Genomic DNA, 16,927 nt, shown 5'->3' on the forward strand with positions numbered 1-16,927 from the left:
GACCCGCCGCATCACCCGCGGCCAACCCGCACGCCGCCAAGCCCGCCGCACCTTCACCCGGACCTGATCAACCCGATCTCAAACACGCTCTGAGGCCGCCGCGGCCCGCCTTGGCCGCTGGATCTCAGCCACCGCGGCAGACCCCGCAGCAAGTTCCGTGGCTTCGTCGCCTCCGGTCGGGCGCCGACCACGACGACGTGGCCGCCCATCTGGAGGCTCATCGTGACCCGCCACGCCGGCACCCGGACCATCCGCCCCGCCCCGCCCGCCCGCCCGCGCCGTCGTCGCCGACCTCGACCCCGGCCCGACGCATCGGCAGGTCGACGGGTGATCAGCGACGCCTGACGAGGTAGATGCCCTGCCCGGTGGTGGCGAAGTGCCCGTCGGCGGGGTGCATCGTGGCGGAGTGGTAGGCGCCGGGTTGGCCGGGGTCCGGTCGCCAGAGCGCCATGTCGAGGATGTACCGGGCCGTCCGACGGAACGCGACGGTGTTGCCGGCCATGAACAGGGTGTGCGCGTGCAGGCGCTGGTGGAACCCGTCTCTCAGCGAGGGACGGCGACGGGCTCGGCGGTTGAGTTCGTGGACCTCGTCCCAGGTGGGGACGTCGTTCGGGTTCCAGGAGATCGTGTGCGCGGCCCCGGCTCCCAGGCGCTGGCGTAGCTGCTTCCACCGGTTCGGGGCGAACTGCAGGTCGTGGTGGGCGAGCAGCAGGTCGAGCTCACCGACGGCCACGGTGGCGGGGGAGGGCTCCGGTGGCGGGGCGCCTCGCAAGGGCAGGTGGATCAGCGTCCGGCGCGACCGGGCTGCCAGCATCCACAGGCCCGCGATGGTGAACGCGGCCTCGGCGTCGAGTTCCAGGACGTACCACGGGTTGTCGTCGCGCAGCGCCGCACCGGTCACCGGCACGGCTGGGCGGAGGACGCGGTACCGATCGGCGCCTAGCCGCCCCTGGTGTACGCGGACCCTGAGGTTCATCCGCCGGCGAGTGGTGGGCGGGCGCCTGCCGGCGCGAACCCGAGCCGGTCGCGGCCGTGCCGCCGGGCCGGACCGTGCGTACCGGCGGCGGCCGGGCCGAGGCGGTGCGCGTCCGAGGCGGCCCGGTCGAGGTCGCCGGCCCGCCGGCCCGGGCTCGTCACCGGCCCGCCCGCAGCGGCTCGCGCCCGCACGGGCACGCCGCGCGGCGGTGCGGCGGTGTCGGGCATGTTCGGCAGGGTGCCAGAACCGTACGTTCCTGCCAACCTCATGACGTCACGGAACCTGGCGACCTGTGGCGTGGCCGCCTCCCACGGTCGCCGGTGTCCGGGCGCGGAGGCTCGCCGCCAGGGCGGGGATCATCACCGCCGCGGGGACGAGGTGCAGCCCGAGCAGGGCGGCGATGGTGGCGGCGTTCGCCCCGGAGAGGACGGGCGGGAGAAGCGAGATCGCGGTCAGCGATACCGCCGTCCACACGAACCGCTCGGCGGGGCGGGCGCTCCAGCGAAGCAGGGCGACGGCGATGACGACCCCCACGAGCGAGAAGAAGCCGGTCACCACGGCGAACCCGGCCAACGGGATCGACTCACCGCCGTCGGGGATCTCGAAGTTGACGCCGACGGCCCGGGCGAGCGCGGCGGCGAGGGCGGTCGACCCGGCCGCCGCGAGCGTGGCGACGAGCCCGGTGCCGGCGAGCCCGCGGTACCGATGGGCGCGGCCGGCCCGGCCCGATGCCGGGCCCGCGACGACCCCGGTGTCATCCATGCTGTCCATGTCGTTCCTCCATCGGTCGGTGACCGGGTCCTAGGGGATGGATCGACCGGCGCGTGACGCGCCGCGCGCCCGCCGCCACCGCGACACGCGCGAGCGTCCGCTCCGGGGGTTACCGCGTGCCGTCCGCCGGCAGGCGCTCCGGCAGCCCGAGGCGCGGGAAACGGTCGTCGTGGAAGATGACGATCTCGGTGATCGCCCCGCCGGTGACGCGCAGGACGTCGATCGTCAGCGGCAGGTACGCGCCCTCCCGCTCCCGCCAGTGGTAGAAGGCGACGGCGGGCTGCCGGTTCACGGCGGTGGGGACGGCGCGCAGACCGGTCATGCCCTCGAAGCCGTCGTCGACCCAGTTCCTCACCACCGCGTCGCGGCCGACGTACAGGCCCGGCGTGGGTGGCATCGAGCAGCGGACGTCGTCGCGCAGCAGCGCCGCGAGCCCGTCGACGTCCGTGGCCACGCTGGCTTCGGTGAAGCGGCGTACCAACTCGCGGGTCCCGGCGTCCCCCTCGCCGCCGGTCCAGTCCTGCCGTTCGGCGGGCAGGTGCTCCCGCATGCCGGCGCGGGCCCGCTGCAGCGCGCTGTTGACGGAGTTGACGGAGTCCCCGAGGAACTGGGCGACGTCCCGCGCCGGCCAGCCGAGCACGTCCCGCAGGATCAGCACGGCCCGTGGGCGCGGCGCGAGGTGCTGGACCGCGACCAGGTATGCCAGCTCGATCGTCTCCCGCGCGACGGCGGCGGTCTCCGGCTCATCCGCGCCGCCCGCCGGCAGCTCGTCGAGCAGCCGGTCCGGGTAGGGCTGCAGCCACGGCACCTCGCCGCCGCTCGCGGGCGCCGGGCGGCACCTGGCGAGCAGGTCCAGGCAGGCGTTGGTGGCGATCCGGTAGAGCCAGGCCCGGAACGTCGACCGCCCCTCGAAGGTCTCCCGCCGCCGCCAGGCCCGCAGGAACGTCTCCTGCACGGTGTCCTCGGCGTCCTCGAACGACCCGAGCATCCGGTAGCAGTGCACGTGCAGCTCCCGCCGGTGCCGCTCGGCCAGCCCCGAGAACGCCGGCTCGTCGACCTCCCGTAGCCCGCTCCCGCCCGGCCCGTCCCGCCGCGTGTCCGCACCCATCACGTCATCCTTCCGCCTCGTCGTGTTCCGGCGTAGGTGTGACGCCTGCGGGCGCGACAACTCATCACCGGGTCGGTCGGCCTGCCCGAGCGAGTCGGCGTGCGGCGGCGGCGGGCGGGCAGCCCGACGCCGCGGTGGACCCGGTCGCGGCGCGGCGAACGGCCGCGGTTCAGCGGGCGAGCGCCGCGAGGAAGTCGTCGACGAGCCGGGTCTGCGTCGTGGCCGGCAGCCGCTCGGGATCGAACAGCGCCTGGACCACCAGCCCGTGGGTGAACGACAGCACCGTCGTGGCGAGCCCGGCCGGGTCGCCGGCGGGCAGCTCGCCCAGCCGTTGGGCGTCCTCGACGCAGGCGCGCAGGCCGGCCCGGATGCGTTCGTAGCGGAGGCTCTGGGCGGCGAACAGCTCCGGGTCGGCCAGGGCGACGTCCCAGGAGCCGACCCAGATCCGGTTCATCGCGGCCGCGTCGGGGGTCAGCGGGAGGATGTTGAGGATCTGCGTGCGCAGCGCCGCCAGGCCGGGCGCGGGAGCCGCCCGGCGGGGGCGTTGCGCGGTCCGGACCTCGAGGATGTCCAGGGCGTGCGCGATCAGTTCGCGCTTGCCCGCGAAGTAGTGGGTGACCAGCCCGGTCGACGATCCCAGCGCCGCCGCCACGGCGCGCATGGTGAGGCCGCCGAAGCCGTGCTCGGCCAGGACCCGCCAGACCGCCTCGGAGACGTCCTGGCGGCGGGAGTCGTGGTCGGTGCGCGCGGGGCTCATGGCCTGCTAGCGTACATGCCAAACGTTTGTTATGTATGGAGGTCCTGATGTTCGCGTTGCCCCTCGCCGACTCGGCCGTGCTGCGCCCGCTGGAGACGTGGCGGGCCGAGGAGTTCCTCGCCCACCTGGACCGGGCGCGCGAGCACATCGCGCCGTGGGTGTCGCCCTCGTTCGTCGCCCGCGACGTCGGCGAGGCTCGCGCGGTCCTGCGGCGCTTCGCGGACAAGCAGGCCCAGGACGGCGGCGGGATCTGGGGCATCTGGCTCGACGACGTTCTGGTCGGCGGCGTCATGTTCGTCTCCTTCGACACCACGCTGGGCGTCTGCGAGGCGGGCTGCTGGCTGGAGCCCGGCGCGCAGGGCCGCGGGCTGATCACCCGCGCGGCGGAGCGGATCATCGACTGGGCCGTCGAGGAGCGCGGCATCGCCCGCGTCGAGTGGCGCACCAAGTCGCGCAACGAGCGCAGCATCGCGGTCGCGCGGCGACTGGGCATGAGCCGGGACGGGACGCTGCGTCAGGTCTACCCGGAGGGCGGGGGCGGCCGGGTCGACATCGAGATCTGGTCGGTGCTGGCCGACGAGTGGCGGGCCCGCCGGTCGGCTGGCCGAGCCACCGCCGGATCGAGCTGGTCGGCGCGGCCGGGCGGCGCCGTGACGGGGAGCACCGGTGACGTGAAGGCCGAACTCGACGCGCTGATGGCCACCTTCCTGGGCGCGTTCACCAACCAGGGCGGCAGCGGGCCCGACGTCGAGGCGATCTACGAGGTGTTCATTCCCCAGGGGACGATCATCAAGAACGTCGGCGGGACCCCCGTCGTCCACGACCTGCGCCGGTTCGTCGAGCCTCGCCAGAAGATCCTCACCGACGGGACGCTCACCGAGTTCCGGGAGTGGGAGGTGTCGGAGACCACCGAGATCCACGGCACGGTCGCCCACCGGCTCAGCGAGTACCGCAAGTCCGGCTTCCTCGACGGCGAGTGGTTCGAGGGCCGGGGTGTGAAGACGACCCAGTTCGTCAAGACCCCGTCGGGCTGGAGGATGAGCTCGCTGGCCTGGGACGACGAGCCCGCCGTCGAGCCCGCCCGGCGGGGGAACGGGGCCGGCTGAGCTCAGAGCCAGCCGCGGCGGACGGCCGCCACGCCGGCCTCGAACCGGGTCGTCGCCCCCAGCCGCTCCATCATCATGGCGATCCGGCGGCGCGCGGTGCGTGAGCTGATCCCCAGCTGCCGGGCGATCGCCTGGTCGGTCAGGCCGGCGCCCAGCAGCCGGGCCACCGCCGCCTCCTGCTCGGTCAGCTCGCCGACGCCCCGGGAGTCGGGCACGACGGGGCTGGCGAGGGCCCAGTGCGCCTCGAAGAGCGCGATCAGCGCGTCCAGCAGCGACGACCGGTGGATGATGGCGGCGGCCTCGGTCTCCACAGTGCCGGCGACGAGCATGATGACGGCGACCTGGTCGTCGTAGATCCTGAGCTTGACCGGCACCGTCGGCAGGGCGCGGGCCTGCTCGCCGAGCCGGACCAGCTCGGTGATGACGGCCAGCCGACCCGGCAGCTCCAGGGCCGCGGCGTCGTAGACGGCCCGGATCTCGACGCCGCGCGCGAGCAGCGGACGCTCGGCGCCGACCTCGTCGAACTCCCCGAACTGCCGGGTGTACGGGGGACGGTCGAAGGTCGCGATCGAGGTCGTCGTCAGCCGCTCCAGCTCGGCCAGGCGCGTGGAGATCGCCGCCGCGCCGACGACGGTCTCGATCAGCCCCGACGGGTGCGCCTGCAGATTGCCGAGCCGGAAGTCGTCGACCAGGTCGGCGACGGCGGCGCGCGCCTGCGCCAGGCCCGCCTGGTGCTGGAAGATGAGCCTCTCGATGGTGGCCTCGGGGGACGCCGGCCGGTAGCGGCGCCGGGCCGTCGCGTGGACCAGACCCAGGGACTCCAGCCGGGACAGCGCCCGGCCGAGTGCGCGCGTCGTCGCGTCGAGCACCGTGGCGAGCTCGGCGGAGGACACCTCGGCGCGCCGCAGCACCGCCCGATACACCCGCTCCTCGAACGGGCTGACGCCCAGCGCCTCGAGCACCCGTCCTCCCCTGAGTGACCGGCTCGCTGGCCAGTTGTGGAACCTTCCACATTCGGCCAGCTCGAAGTCTAGACGATGATGATCACTCACGTTTGACTCTCCTTCGACTGGGACGACCTGTTCGGTCGCGAGCCGAGGGAGCACCGAGGATGAGACGAACGTTCCATGGCCGATGGTTCGGTCCGGTCCTTGCGGTCGTGACCGCAGGGGCCCTGACCGCGACGCCGGGTGCCGGCGTCGCGGCGCCGGCACCCGGGCCCGGCGCCGACGCCGCCCGCGCCGCGACGCCGGGCGGCGTGCCCGTCGCCTTCGCCGGACCCGAGTCGACGTCGATCACCCTGATCACCGGGGACACGGTCCGGTACACGAGGTTCGGTGACGGCCGGGTGGCCGCGACCATCGATCCCGCCCCGGGCCGGGAGGGCGTGAGCTACCGCCTGCGTACGGCAGAGGACGGTCACTACTACGCGCTGCCCAGCGACGGGCAGGCGGCGATCGCCTCGGGGCTGCTCGACGAGCGGCTGTTCGACCTGACCTACCTGGCCGAGAACGCGTACGCCGACGCCAGGACCGCCGAGGTCCCGGTGATCGTGCGCTACGAGCAGGACGTCTCGGCGGCCCGGCTCACGACGAAGGCGAAGACCCTGGCCGGCGCCACCAAGCCGCGAGGCCTGGACAGCATCAACGGCGCCGCGGTGGCGGTGGCGAAGAAGAAGGCCAGGGACTTCTGGCAGGACGTGATCGACCCGAAGTCCGGCCTGGAGAAGGTCTGGCTGGACGGCCGGGTCAAGGCGCTGGACGACGTCAGCAACCCGCAGATCGGGGCGCCGACCGCCTGGCAGGCGGGATACACCGGCAAGGGCGTCAAGGTCGCGATCATCGACACCGGCATCGACGACACCCACCCCGACCTCGCCGGCCGGGTGGTCAGTGAGCGTAACTTCATCCCGGCCGGCCGCCCCGGGGGCGGCACCCCGGACGACGCCAGGGACGGACACGGGCACGGCACCCACGTCGCCTCGATCGTCACCGGGTCGGGCGCCGCGTCCGGCGGCCGGTACCGGGGTGTCGCCGAAGGCGTCGACCTCGCCGTCGCCAAGGCGCTCGACGACGCGGGCGGCGGAACGGACTCGGAGATCATCGCGGCCATGGAGTGGGCGGCCGGCCCGCAGGACGCGGCGATCGTGAGCATGAGCCTGGGCGGCAGCGCGACCGACGGACAGGACCCGCTCAGCCTGGCGGTCAACGACCTCACGGCGGAGCACGGCACGTTGTTCGTGATCGCCGCCGGAAACGACGGCCCCGGCGCCGGCACGGTCGCCACCCCGGGCACCGCGGACGCGGCACTGACCGTGGGCGCGGTCGACGCGAACGACCAGCTAGCCGGCTTCTCCAGCCGGGGCCCCCGCATCGGCGACTTCGCCATCAAGCCGGAGATCACCGCCCCGGGAGTGAAGACCGTGGCGGCCCGGGCGGCGGGCACCACGATGGGCACGCCGCTCAACGACCGGTACACCGCCGCGTCCGGGACCTCGATGGCGACCCCGCACGTGGCGGGCGCGGCGGCGATCCTGGCCCAGCAGCACCCGGACTGGACCCACGACCAGCTCAAGACGGCGCTGACCGGCAGCGCGGCCGGCATCGAGGGCACCGTCTACGAGCACGGCGCCGGAAGGCTCGACGTGGGGCGCGCGGTCACCCAGCCGATCACCGTCGACACGCCGAAGGTGTCCGGGCGCTTCGACCACCCGTACACCGGCCAGACCCTGACCCGCACCGTCACCTACCGCAACGCCGGCAGCAGCCCGGTCGAACTCGACCTGGACCTGTCGATGACCGCGGAGAACGGCGACCCCGCGCCCGCCGGGTTCGCCACCCTCGACCGAAACAGGATCACCGTGCCCGCGAGCGGGTCGGCGAGCGTCAAGCTCACCATGGAACCGACCGCCGGCGCCGTCGGCGTCTTCACCGGCCGGCTGCGCGCCAGCAGCGCCGCCGGCCACCAGGCGGTGGTGCCGCTCAGCGCACGGCTGGGGGCCAAGATGGCGACTCTGACCGTACGCCTCGTCGGCCGTCCCGGGGAGTCCGTCGCGCCCTCCGCCGCATACCCGGTCGGCGCGGTCATGCTCAACGACACCGACCCGAAGCTGGCGGGGGCGCCGCGCAGCTACACGAGCGCCTGGAACGGCTGGCGGCGCGTCGAGGGGGAGCAGGACACCTGGGAGCTGAAGATGCAGGTGGCCGAGGGTGGCGTCTACGGGGTCGAGACGATCGCGAACGACCGGGCGGCCGGCGACCCGCCGAACTCCTACGTCCACACGAACCTGTTGTTCGAGCCCCAGGTCGCGGTCCCCGGCGACGCCACGGTGACGTTCGACCTGGCCAAGACGGTTCCCGTCGCGTTCCAGACCGAGCAGCTCAGCGTCCCGACCACCGCGAACGTCGGCTGGGGCTACGTCGCCGCGTCCGGCCAGCGGTACGCCGGCGCACAGACCGGCGGAGGCTACCTGAACGCCGGCTACTACCGGGTGTCGCCGACCAGGTCGATGACCACCGGCAAGTTCTGGTTCTCGCCCGACGTGACCCAGGTCGCGCCCCAGGCGATCCTCGAGCTGGGCGGCCCGGGGCGGCCCATGCCCGCCCGCTACGCCGACAACTTCGGCAACATGCAGCCGGCGGCCTTCGAGACCGACCGGCGGACGCGGTTGGTCGGGGCGGACGTGCTGGACTCCGGGGGCGACGTCCGTGACGCGCTGGTGTTCGTGCCGGCCAGGTCCCAGCAGGAGATGTTCGCCGCCACCGACGCCGCCATCGCCGGTCGGGCCGCGGGGCTGGTCACCGACATGACGCTGCCCACCGATCCGCTGAAGTACGGCGAGATCGACCTGCCCGTGCTGGTCGTCGACACCACCACCGCCGGGAAGCTGGCGGCGGCGGTGGCCCGGAAGGCCAGCCCACCCGTCACGATCCGCGCCCAGCTGAGGGCGCCGTACGAATACAAGATCGTCCACTACTTCAACGACGGCATCCCCACGTCGATGCCGCAGCTCCCGCGGGACGCGGGCCTCGCCGCGGTGCGGTCGACCTACCACGTCGACGAGCCCCCCGTGAACGGAAACCGTCGACCGCTGCCGGACATGGAGGAGACCAACCACACCTACAACCCCTGGCAGTTCATCTCCATCAAGGCCGGCAATCCGTTCGTCGGCCGCACGACCCGGACCGAGTACCACACGATCACCGGCCCGGACGTGGTCTGGGACCGCACCCTGCACTTCAGGGACGCCACGGCCAACCTGCAGACCCTGACGTCGAGCCGGACCTTCACCGCCCCGGAGCGCGGCGAGGAGTCCTGGAACGACCTGCGGGTACCGGGCAACACCCAGCGCGGGCCGGGAATCCGCCCGGAGATCTTCCGCAGCTACGCCATGCCGTGCGACAGCTGCCGCGCCGGCGACGTGCTGCGGTTCCGCTCGCTGCACGCCGTCGGAGCCGGCCAGTACGTCGACGCGGGCGATCCGGCCCACCTCGGATGGGAGGGCGAACAGAACGAGCGGGCCCGGCTGTACCGGCTGGACGCGAAGGGCAACGCCACCGAGGTCACCCCGGCGCACGACGCGTACCAGTTGCCGTACTACACGCTGCCCGCCGAGCCGACCACGTACCGGGCGACCAGCACCTACCAGCCCAACCGGCCGGGCCAGCGGTACGGCAAGCAGATCGACACCACCTGGACGTTCCGCTCGCAACGCCCGGCCACGTCGACCGTGCAGCAGCCGCACACCTGCCTGGAGCACGTGCTCTACGGCAAGACCGACCCGTGCGTGTGGGAGCCGATGATCATGCCGAGCTACCGGCTCGGCCTGTCGGAGAACAACACGGCCCCCGCCGGCCCGCACCGGATCACGGTCGGCGCGCAGTCCGGCGCCGGCGTCACGACGAAACTCGCCGGCGTGAAGCTGTGGGTCTCGCCGGACGGCGGCCGGACCTGGAAGCCGGCAGCGGTGAAGGCCGGCCCCGGCCACACCTTCCAGGCGACCTACCACAACCCGAAGGTGGCCGACACCACCAAGGGAACCGTCAGCCTGAAACTTCAGGCGTGGGACACCGACGGCAACCGCGTCGAGCAGGTCGTCCACGACGCGTACGGGCTGACGAGGAAGTGACCGCGCCGCCCGCACCGCGCCGGTGAACTGACCGACGCGCCGGGGCAGCCCCCGGGCCACCGCCGGTTCACGGCGGTGCCCGGGGGCTGCGCCGCTCGCGTCGCGCGTCCCGGCCGCCCGGCCGGCCGGAGAACGGCCACGGTCCGACGGGGACACCGCCGGTACCGTGGCCCGGTGACGAACGACGAATCCCGGCCGTACCTGGCCGCCGCGGCAGCCGACCTGACGTATAACGCGCCCTTGGGCGAGGACCGGGCGGCGGACCTGGTCCGGCGGCTGGCCCCCACCGGTGCGGGCTGGCGGGCCCTGGACCTGGGCTGCGGCAACGGCGAGCTGCTCCTGCGGCTGTGTGCGACGTACGGCATCGCCGGCGACGGGGTGGAACGCGACGCCGACGCCGGCGCGCGGGCCCGGCTGCGCGCGGCGCAGCGGGGGATCGCCGGTCGCGTCACGTTCCACGACGCGGACGCCGCCACCTGGGACCGACCCGCCGAACTCGTCGTCAACGTCGGGGCCGGCCACGTCTGGGGCGGCGCGGCGCAGGCCCTCGCCGCGTTGCACCGGCTCACCGTGCCCGGCGGCCGGCTGCTGTTCGCCGACGGCTGCTACGAGACGACCCCGAGCGAGCGGGTCCGGGAGATCTTCGGCGACCTCCCCGACCTCGCGGCCCTGGCCCGGCTCGCCGTGGACGCCGGGTTCCGGCCCCTGCACGTCGCCGCGTCGACCCGGGCGGAGTGGGACGACTTCGAGTCCGACTGGCGCGCGGGCATCGAGCGGCTCGGCACGCCGGACGCGCGCGCGTTCGCCGACCGCCGACGCGAGGAGTACCTCGGCGGCTACCGCGGCGTCGTCGGCTTCGGCTGGCTGATCCTGACACCGGCCTGACCGCCCGGTCGCGCCCGGCCCGGAGCCCCCGACGGCGAGCCCGGACCGGGGCCCCCGACGGCGAGCCCGGACCGGGGCCCCGAAGGCGAGCCCCGGACCGGGGCCCCGACGGCGGGCCCCGGGCCGTGGGGCCGGACGATCCGCCTACCGCTCCCGCGCGTCGCCGGTCACGGCCGACCGCCGACGGGTCCGCCGGCCGCGGATCCGTCCGGCGGCACACCGGCCACGGGCCCGCCGGCGGCGCGGCGCAGGGCGTGGTGCCGCACCGGGTCCTCGCGCGCCGGCGCGCCCTGCCGGACTCGCTCGGCGGCCCGCGCCGCCGGCTGGGCCGGTACGCGGGGCGCCTCCCCGGTCCGCGCCACGAGGTCCTCGGTCTCCTGGACCAGATAGTGCGGGCGGCGCTTGGTCTCGTAGTAGATCCGGCCGATGTACTCGCCGACGACGCCCAGGATCGTCATCTGGATGCCGCCGAGGCCGATCACGCTGACGATGATGGTGGTGTAGCCGGGGACGTCGATCCCCTTGCTGACGGCGTCCGCGACCACCCAGGCCATGTAGACCACGGCGATCAGGGTCAGGAACAGCCCGCCGTAGATCGCCAGGCGCAGCGGTCGGTTGTTGAACGACAGCAGCCCGTCGAACGCGTAGTTGAAGAGCTTGCCGAAGGTCCACCTGCTGCGGCCCGCCTGCCGGCTCTCGTTGCGGTGCGCGACGACCACGGTGCGGAACCCGATCCAGGAGAACAGTCCCTTGGAGAACCGGTTGTATTCCGGCATCGCCAGGACCGCGTCCACCGCGAGCCGGGACAGCAGCCGGAAGTCGCCGGCCCCGTCGAGCAGCCGTACGTCGATCCACCAGTTGACCAGCCGGTAGAAGGACCGGGAGGCGAGCATCCGCACGAACCGGTCCCCGCGCCGGTCCCGGCGGGCGATCACCTGGTCGAAGCCCTGCCGGTAGAGGGCCACCATGTCGGGCAGCAGTCGCGGCGGGTGCTGCAGGTCGGCGTCCATGATGACGACCGCGTCCCCGCTGGCCCGCTCCAGGCCGGCCAGCATCGCCGCCTCCTTGCCGAAGTTCCGGCTCAGCGACGTGTACCGCACGGACGCGTCGGTGGCGGCGAGTCGGCGCAGCGCCGCCAGCGTGCCGTCGGAGCTGCCGTCGTCGACGTACACCACCTCGATCTCGACGTCGGAGAGCTCCGCGACCGCGGCGGTCACCGCCGTGTGCAACCGCTCGACCGACGCCTCCTCGTTGAAGCAGGGCACGACGACTGAGAGGCGCACGTCCCTCACCCCGCCCGGCCCGCGTGTCCGCGACCGGCGCGGCGGCGGCCCGCGCCGGCCGGCTCAGAGGTGGTAGACCAGCACACCGTCGATGTCCTCCCGGGTGATGCCCAGCCCGTCGACGGGCCGGGACGCGATGCCCTCCCACGGCGTCCCGGTGGCCCAGCCCGGCAGGGCCACCACGGTCCGCACCCCGATGCCGCGCAGGTACGCCACGCTGCCCGGATCGGGGAAGGCCGCCGTCGCGGCCCGGGTCTGGGCCTGGGTGGCGGGCTCGAACCCGGCCAGGCCGTTGGTCACCCGGGGGAACCCGTCGGCCGTCCACAGCATGAAGACCAGGTCGATCGCGCCGCCGGCGGGCAGCACCAGCATCGGCTCCCCGGCCGTACGCATCGCGGCCGGTGGCGGCGGCACCACCGGGTGCGGCGTGCGGTTGACCCCCTCCAGGGTCACCAGCGCCAACGGCACCAGCAGGACCAGCGGCGCCAGCAGCCGGGACCAGCCCCGCGCCGACCACCGCCGGGTCTCGTCGGCGAGCGCCGTCACCGCGCCGGCCGCCAGCGTCGCGAGCAGCAGACTGGTCCAGTGCATCATCCGGCCCGGCGTGCGCAGCGCGTCCCACCCCGGCAGGTGCTTCGACAGGGTCAGGTAGCCCGGATCGCCGTCGCCGCCGAGGGTGGCGCCCAGGCCCAGCAGCACCGTGCCGAGCACGCCGAGCCCCAGGACGATCCGGTGCCGGAGCGGGTACGCCGAGGCGACCAGCCCCGCCGCGGCCAGCGCGAGCAGCACCATGCCGGGCAGCAGCGCCATCTCCGGCGGCCAGGACAGCTGTTCCCGCGCCGCCGCGTGCCGCTCGCCCCACAGCCAGGAGTCGGCCGGCGCGGTGGCGAACCCGGTCAGCGGCGGCGAGAACATCTCCGTCCAGGCCAGCGTCCGTTCGGCCTGCGGATTGAGGTCGACGACGCGCAGGTAGACCAGGCCCAGCAGCAGCGTCACCGCGCCGAAGACCGCGCCGCCGGCCAGGTCCGCGAGCAGCAGCCGCCGGCCGAACGGGGGCCGTCGCCCGCGTCGCCACCAGGACCAGCCGTAGCCGCCGGCGGCGACGAGCACCGCGGCCAGCAGGAAGTAGACCAGCGGCAGCCCGATGCCGAAGCCGAGGCTGATCTGCCAGGCGGCGACGAGCCAGCCGGCCAGCGCCCATCCGGGCCGGCGTCGCTCCGGCCGGTAACCGTGTCGCAGCGACCATCCGTGACCACGGGCCAGCATCGCCAGGCACAGCGCGATCCCACCGCTGGACAGGATGTTCAGGTGGCCGGCGTGCGCCAGCCGCCAGGGCGCGTACGCCCACGCCACCCCGGCGACCGCCGCGCCCCACCGGCCCGCCCCGAGCTGCCGCACCAGCGCGTACGCCCCAACGAACGCCAACGCGTGCACCAGGACGTACATGACGTTGTAGCGGACCAGGGCGGCCTCGAAGCCCACGCCGAGCATGCCCGCCGGGGCGTACCCGAGCAGGGTGTCGCTGTAGGCGTACGTGTAGGTCTCGGGGAAGAACGTGTTCGAGTGCCAGAGACGGAGCGGATCGGTCGACACGGCGTGCCCGGCCCATGCCATCTGCCACGCCTGCAACGTCGGGTCGCCGATGTCGCCGGGCACGGTGCTCGCCGGGTGCCGCAGCGTCGGCCAGGTCAGCGCCACCGCCAGCAGCAGCCCGCCGAGCGCCGCCACCGTCCACTCGTGCCGCAGCCACCGCCATCGGCGCCACCCGTCGGGGGGCGCGGTGGCGGGAGCCGGGTCGTGGTCGGTCACGTCGGCGGGCGGTCGGGCGTCGGTCGACCCGGTGGTCATGAAGATAGATGATTCACGATGCTCGTCGTGGTGTCGACGGGCGCCCGGAATGTGGGCGGGGACAGGCCCGCTCCGCCGGGAGGCGGTCGCGGTCACCACGGGAGGCCGGCGGCCCCGCCGAGCGGGCTCCGCGTGCGTCACCGGCGTCCGCCCCGGTCGCGACGGCAGGCACCGGTGGTCACGTCGCCGGCCGGACGGCCGATACGATCCGTGGACCATGAACGGGAACCCGGCCGCCACGATGATCACGGTGCCGGCAGGCCGGGTGAGCCTGTCGGACCGGCGGACGTCGCGCACCTGGTCGGTCGAGCTCGCGCCCTACCAGCTCGCGGCCTTCCCGGTCACCCGGGCGCGGTACGCGCACCTCACCGGTTGGCGGCCGAGCGCCGCCGAGGGGGACCGCCGTCCGGTGGTGGGCGTGTCCTGGTGGGACGCGGTCCGGTTCTGCAACGCCCTGTCCCGACGCGACGGCCTCGCCCCCGCCTACCGGCTGCACGACGGCGACGGGGACGGCGACGACGGCGATGGCGACGGCGACGGCGATGGCGATGGCGACGGCGACGGCGACGGCGTCGAGTGGGACGCGACCGCCGACGGCTACCGGCTGCCGACCGAGGCCGAGTGGGAGTACGCGTGCCGCGCCGGTACGACCGGGCCGCGCTACGGGCCGCTCGACGACGTCGCCTGGTACCGGGGCAACTCCCAGGAACGGATCCACGACGTGGGCGGCAGGCGACCCAACGCGTGGGGCCTCTACGACATGCTCGGCAACGCCTGGGACTGGTGCTGGGACATCTACGACGCCGAGGTCTACGGCAGCTACCGGGTGCTGCGCGGCGGCGGCTGGTTCGACGAGCACTGGAGCTGCCGGGCCTCCGTGCGTCGACGCAGCCATCCGAGCCTGCGGATCGACGACGTGGGGTTCCGCGTCGCGCGTACCGTCGTGCGCTGACGCGCCTCGGCTGCCCTGACGGCACCCGTCCCGCCTGCCGCCGCCGGCCGCGAGGCGCCGCCCACCGCCGTCCGAGAGAAAGGCGGCGATTCGACGGCCGGAGGGTGTCACCGGGTCGGCTGCCGGTTGGTCTGAAGAGTGCACAGACCGACGAGGAGGGGACGATGTGACCAACATCCACGAGCAGATCCGGGAGCTGTACGCCGTCGCGGCGCCGCGCCTGGTCTCGCAACTGTTCGCGATCACCGGCGACTACGCGGAGGCTCAGGACGTCGTGCAGGACGCCTTCGTGCGGGCGCTGGCCCGGCCGGGCCGGTTCGGCGAGGTGGAGCACCCGGAGGCGTGGCTGCGTACGGTGGCGCTCAACATCGCCCGGAGCCGGCACCGCCGTCGGGCGCTCTTCGCCCGGCTGGCGCGCGCCGGTCGCCTCGACGACGCACGGCGAAGCTCCGCGGGGCTGTCGCCCGACCACGTCGCCGTCGTCGCCGCGCTTCAGCGGCTTTCGCGTCCCGCCCGCGAAGCCGTCGTGCTCTACCACATCGCGGACATGTCGGTGGCCGACGTGGCCGAAGCCCTGGGCTGTTCGGTCGAGGCGGTCAAGACCCGCCTCGTCCGGGCCCGGCGTGCCCTCGCCTCCGACCTCGCCGACAGCGCAGACGGCGCCGACAGCGCCGACGTACGACCAGGAATCATCATCGAGAGAGGTTCCGTCCATGCCTGACCTGGATCTCGCCGGACTCGACCGCGCCGCGCAGGCGGCCTTCAAGCCGGACTTCACCGAGGTGCGCCGCCGGGCGGCGCGCCGGCGGCGGACCCACCTGGCCGCGGCCTCGCTGGCGACGCTCTCGCTGGTCGCCGTCGCCGGGGCGGCGGTGGCCTCCGGCGGCCTGCGCGGCGCGAGCCACCAGGCGGCTGTTCCCGGCTTCGCCGGGACCTCGACGCCGGCCTTCATCCCCACGGCCGCGCCCTCCGGCACGCCGAGTCCCGGTCCCGCCACCGGGCGGACCGTCCGGCGGGGCACCGTCGTGGCGGGCGACCTCGACCACTTCTACCTGCGGTGGAGCGACTGCCGGGGAGACGGGCCCGCCGGGACCGGCGGCGCCGGGTCGGCGCCCACCGACTGCGCGCTGATGGTCGCCGGCACGGCCGACCGGGGCGCGACCTGGCAGAGCCGGGAACTCCCGCTGCCCCGTAACGCCCGTGTCGTCCTCGCCGCGGCGGGGCCGCGGACCCTGGTCGCGTCGTACCAGGACGGATCCGGGATGCGGCAGGGCTGGCTCACGAGCGTCGACGGCGGCGAACGGTGGCGCGAGGTCACCGTCGGCACGGCTGCCCGGGTGCCGGACGGCTGGCGCGTGCTCGACGAGTTGTCGCGCCCGCACATCGACGCGATCGTGGCGGCGAACCCGGTCACGGGCGACGTCGTGCGGGTGCCGCACACCTCGGGGCTGAAGCTGGCCACGCTCGTCGACGACGTGCCCCCGGGGGCGGGCATCTGGGTCAGCGGGTACGAGAACGAGGACACGAATGGCGACGGCCGGCTCGTGGGCCGGGGCAGCGCGATCGCGGTGAGCCGCGACGGAGGCCGGACCTGGACGCGGCACGTCTTCGCCGGCCCGCTCACCGCCGGCGAGGACATCTCGCTCGACGTGGCCACCCGGGACGGTCGGACCGTCTACGCCGTCGGCAGCATCGACGGCGCCCTGGTCGTCCACCGCAGCGGCGACGGGGGCCTGACCTGGCGGCGCGCCGCCGGCACGGCGGACGTCGGCGCCCGGCCGCTGCGCGCCTCCGTGCGTGCCGACGGGACGCTGCTCGTCCAGGCCGGCCTCGTGGCCGGCGACCGGCCGCTGATGTTCGGCAGCGGCGACGGCGGGCAGCGGTTCTCCCCGATGGAGCCCGCACCGGGCGCGGCCGTCGTGCCGGTGCCGGGCGGGTACACGCAGAGCGGGGGGCCGCACCTGGCGGGCATGTGGTGGTCCGCCGACGGAGTCGCCTGGTCCTTCCTGGGCGCCCCCGACCTGCCCTGAGGCGGGCGCGGCTCCCCGCCGGCAGCGCGCCGGCGGGGGCCGCGCAGCGGCGACGGTCAGGTCTCCGGTTCGCCAACCGGAGA

At 74.5% G+C, this 16,927-nt stretch carries 12 protein-coding genes and 1 pseudogene; 6 read left to right on the forward strand and 7 right to left on the reverse strand.

Features of this window, described 5'->3' with window-relative positions:
* Window positions 1–331: 331 nt before the first annotated feature.
* From ACWENR_RS23615 to ACWENR_RS23630, 4 genes are all read right to left on the reverse strand, one after another.
* Window positions 332–907 carry a hypothetical protein gene (locus ACWENR_RS23615; RefSeq protein WP_452279150.1) on the reverse strand — a complete coding sequence of 192 codons (576 nt, stop codon included), beginning with the start codon at window positions 905–907 and terminating at the stop codon, window positions 332–334.
* A gap of 342 nt (window positions 908–1,249) precedes the next feature.
* Window positions 1,250–1,747, reverse strand: a complete 498-nt coding sequence (locus ACWENR_RS23620; RefSeq protein ID WP_452279151.1) for a DUF6069 family protein — start codon at window positions 1,745–1,747, stop codon at window positions 1,250–1,252.
* A gap of 109 nt (window positions 1,748–1,856) precedes the next feature.
* On the reverse strand, window positions 1,857–2,855 hold the full coding sequence (locus ACWENR_RS23625) for an RNA polymerase subunit sigma-70 (RefSeq protein ID WP_452279152.1): 999 nt from the start codon (window positions 2,853–2,855) through the stop codon (window positions 1,857–1,859).
* Window positions 2,856–3,024: 169 nt separating this feature from the next.
* Window positions 3,025–3,612 (reverse strand): TetR/AcrR family transcriptional regulator, encoded by a 588-nt coding sequence (locus ACWENR_RS23630; RefSeq protein ID WP_452279153.1) that lies wholly within the window; start codon window positions 3,610–3,612, stop codon window positions 3,025–3,027.
* Between the two features lie 47 nt (window positions 3,613–3,659).
* Here ACWENR_RS23630 and ACWENR_RS23635 point away from each other — a divergent pair.
* A pseudogene (locus ACWENR_RS23635) lies at window positions 3,660–4,208 on the forward strand (GNAT family N-acetyltransferase); the annotation flags it as partial.
* A 512-nt stretch (window positions 4,209–4,720) separates the two neighbouring features.
* On the opposite strand, the gene ACWENR_RS23640 reads toward ACWENR_RS23635, so the two are convergent.
* Window positions 4,721–5,680 (reverse strand): helix-turn-helix transcriptional regulator, encoded by a 960-nt coding sequence (locus ACWENR_RS23640; RefSeq protein ID WP_452279154.1) that lies wholly within the window; start codon window positions 5,678–5,680, stop codon window positions 4,721–4,723.
* 197 nt (window positions 5,681–5,877) lie between these two features.
* On the opposite strand from ACWENR_RS23640, the gene ACWENR_RS23645 reads away from it, so the two are divergent.
* Together ACWENR_RS23645 and ACWENR_RS23650 are read left to right on the forward strand one after the other, a co-directional pair.
* Window positions 5,878–9,846, forward strand: coding sequence for a S8 family peptidase (locus ACWENR_RS23645; RefSeq protein ID WP_452279155.1), 3,969 nt, complete (start codon window positions 5,878–5,880; stop codon window positions 9,844–9,846).
* A gap of 174 nt (window positions 9,847–10,020) precedes the next feature.
* Window positions 10,021–10,731 carry an SAM-dependent methyltransferase gene (locus tag ACWENR_RS23650; RefSeq protein WP_452279156.1) on the forward strand — a complete coding sequence of 237 codons (711 nt, stop codon included), beginning with the start codon at window positions 10,021–10,023 and terminating at the stop codon, window positions 10,729–10,731.
* A gap of 167 nt (window positions 10,732–10,898) precedes the next feature.
* On the opposite strand, the gene ACWENR_RS23655 is transcribed toward ACWENR_RS23650, so the two are convergent.
* Window positions 10,899–12,023 (reverse strand): glycosyltransferase family 2 protein, encoded by a 1,125-nt coding sequence (locus ACWENR_RS23655; RefSeq protein ID WP_452279157.1) that lies wholly within the window; start codon window positions 12,021–12,023, stop codon window positions 10,899–10,901.
* A 54-nt stretch (window positions 12,024–12,077) separates the two neighbouring features.
* Window positions 12,078–13,862, reverse strand: a complete 1,785-nt coding sequence (locus ACWENR_RS23660; RefSeq protein WP_452279158.1) for a hypothetical protein — start codon at window positions 13,860–13,862, stop codon at window positions 12,078–12,080.
* 217 nt (window positions 13,863–14,079) lie between these two features.
* Here ACWENR_RS23660 and ACWENR_RS23665 point away from each other — a divergent pair, with 217 nt between their 5' ends.
* From ACWENR_RS23665 to ACWENR_RS23675, 3 genes are all read left to right on the forward strand, one after another.
* Window positions 14,080–14,814 (forward strand): formylglycine-generating enzyme family protein, encoded by a 735-nt coding sequence (locus tag ACWENR_RS23665; RefSeq protein WP_452279159.1) that lies wholly within the window; start codon window positions 14,080–14,082, stop codon window positions 14,812–14,814.
* Between the two features lie 166 nt (window positions 14,815–14,980).
* Window positions 14,981–15,535, forward strand: coding sequence for an RNA polymerase sigma factor (locus ACWENR_RS23670; protein ID WP_452279160.1), 555 nt, complete (start codon window positions 14,981–14,983; stop codon window positions 15,533–15,535).
* Window positions 15,528–16,844 (forward strand): WD40/YVTN/BNR-like repeat-containing protein, encoded by a 1,317-nt coding sequence (locus ACWENR_RS23675; RefSeq protein ID WP_452279161.1) that lies wholly within the window; start codon window positions 15,528–15,530, stop codon window positions 16,842–16,844. Before ACWENR_RS23670 ends, ACWENR_RS23675 begins: the two co-directional genes overlap by 8 nt.
* The last annotated feature ends 83 nt before the right edge of the window (window positions 16,845–16,927 follow it).

Source organism: Micromonospora sp. NPDC004336, assembly GCF_053602615.1.